Origin of the sequence: Microcystis sp. LEGE 08355, from assembly GCF_015207185.1 — a bacterium.
Lineage (GTDB): Bacteria > Cyanobacteriota > Cyanobacteriia > Cyanobacteriales > Microcystaceae > Microcystis > Microcystis panniformis.
Genome location: NZ_JADEXI010000787.1, coordinates 1 through 1,742, shown reverse-complemented (window position 1 = coordinate 1,742; position 1,742 = coordinate 1). Strand labels below are relative to the sequence as shown.

Sequence of the window (1,742 nt, the reverse complement as noted above, 5' to 3'; positions counted from 1 at the left end):
GTGGGGTGTGGGGTGTAGGGTTTTACCGATTTTGAGGAGGTCAATTACCTAATTTTCGGGGAAAAAGCACCTGAATTTTCCCCCTGATCACCCTCTTGCCTAGCACTTTTGGATTTCAAAAAGGTCTCAAAGTCTTACCCAACAAGATTTTTAGATTTATTCAGCCAACCCCAATTAGATTTCTTCATCTTGCTCTTTGGTGGCACTGGGAGAAGAATTATAAATGGCATCTAACTGTTGACGAGCATCTTCCACAGTGAGAGAACGAATCACTAACAGAGGTTCATTAATCGGTTGTCCAGTCTCGTCCAAAAGTTCGGGATGGGAAGTCATGGGATAACCGTAGGGATTATAGGAATTACCCGATTTAGCAGGACGTTTCTGGGAATCCATGCTGACAGTAATCAGACTCCGAATTAAATTATTAATGGTCAAAAAAGCGATAACTGTGAAGGCGAGGATATAGAGCAGATGTAACATTGGCCGAGTCTCCCGTGAATTATGCGTGAATATTCCTACAATTGCCAAAACTTTATGCTAAAAATTCGCTCAACTCTCTAGCTTACCAAAAAAGTTTCAAGTTAAGCGTCAGTTTGAGGAGATTGATATTCTCCCCAACCCTGTAATCGACGACGACGACTGCTGACCCCCCAACACTCTGCCACCAGCTGATGCCAAGGCAACAACATCTTGGCCTCGATACCCACCTGACCACCTGTGGTTTTAAAGAGTAAATGAGCCGTGGCTACCTCCTGTTGAGCGTTTTTGACTCTTGCTAATAAATCGTTTTGTTCCTCGAGGCTGAGAAAGGATAATCTCTCGGATTCGAGGAGGAGACGGGAACGGGAAAACCAATAGGTGAAATCCTCTAGTAGAGGTTCCAGGATAGTTTTCAGGAGTTCGTTTTCGGTGGGTTGCGAAGGAAACATTATTCTTATAATGACGATTTTGCTTACCTTAATCTTAGCGTTATTTATATTTCTTAACATTGTGACGGGAAAATTTTAAGATTTGCCCCGGCTGTAGGCGGCACTAAAGAAGTCCTGTTCACAACTAAGGGCATAACGATAGGATAAAGAGATATTTTCCGTCATCAGGGCGTATTTATCCGCTAATTCCTCTAACTGGCTTGCTAAAGCTGCGAATTCATTCCCACTATAACTATCAATCCAAGCTTGATAGGGATTCTCAGAAATCGGTTCTAAGGCTAATTGTTGGCCCAGATAAGCATAAAGACGCATACAGGGACTCATCGCCACGGCAATCGCACCGATGTCACCCATCCAAGCGGTAGCGAGAAGAAAATCCGTATAGCGACGGGTGGCATTAGCGGGCTGAACCTTTCTTAGGTCAACCCCCCACTGTAAAGCGTAATTTTCGTGTAATTCTAACTCCTTTAATACCCCCGCCGCCAACCGATGAAAGCTAGTAAATCCCTGCCAATCAGAAGCTTTAGCGGCGGCGATACTGTAAGCACGGGCGAAAGATTCCAGAAAAAAAGCATCTTGACCGACATAAAAAGCGAAACAATCCCGTTTAAGCTCTCCTGTGGCGATACCTCGCACAAAAGGGTGTTCTAGACAAGCTTGTACTAGATCTTGATGGCTGTGCCAAAGTTGCTGACTAAGCATGGGAAAATACTAATTAGGTGGACAAGGTTGGTTAAGTGGGTGGGTGGAATTAAATATAAGATGAATGTAGGTTGGGCTTCGGCCGTGAGCTTTTGCCGAACGGTTGAAGCA

Annotated in this window: 3 protein-coding genes and 1 pseudogene; 1 reads left to right on the top strand and 3 read right to left on the bottom strand. The window is 44.3% G+C overall.

What is annotated here, in order from left to right; all coding sequences use genetic code 11:
• A pseudogene (locus IQ242_RS26495) lies at positions 1–234 on the top strand (hypothetical protein); the annotation flags it as partial.
• On the opposite strand, the gene IQ242_RS24020 reads toward IQ242_RS26495, so the two are convergent.
• From IQ242_RS24020 to IQ242_RS24010, 3 genes are all read right to left on the bottom strand, one after another.
• Positions 175–480 (bottom strand): DUF2973 domain-containing protein, encoded by a 306-nt coding sequence (locus IQ242_RS24020; protein WP_052276851.1) that lies wholly within the window; start codon positions 478–480, stop codon positions 175–177. The pseudogene IQ242_RS26495 and the gene IQ242_RS24020 overlap by 60 nt on opposite strands.
• A 101-nt stretch (positions 481–581) precedes the next feature.
• Positions 582–989, bottom strand: a complete 408-nt coding sequence (locus IQ242_RS24015; protein WP_081417918.1) for a DUF2605 domain-containing protein — start codon at positions 987–989, stop codon at positions 582–584.
• Positions 990–1,004: 15 nt separating this feature from the next.
• On the bottom strand, positions 1,005–1,631 hold the full coding sequence (locus tag IQ242_RS24010) for a TenA family protein (RefSeq protein WP_193961680.1): 627 nt from the start codon (positions 1,629–1,631) through the stop codon (positions 1,005–1,007).
• Between the last annotated feature and the right edge of the window lie 111 nt (positions 1,632–1,742).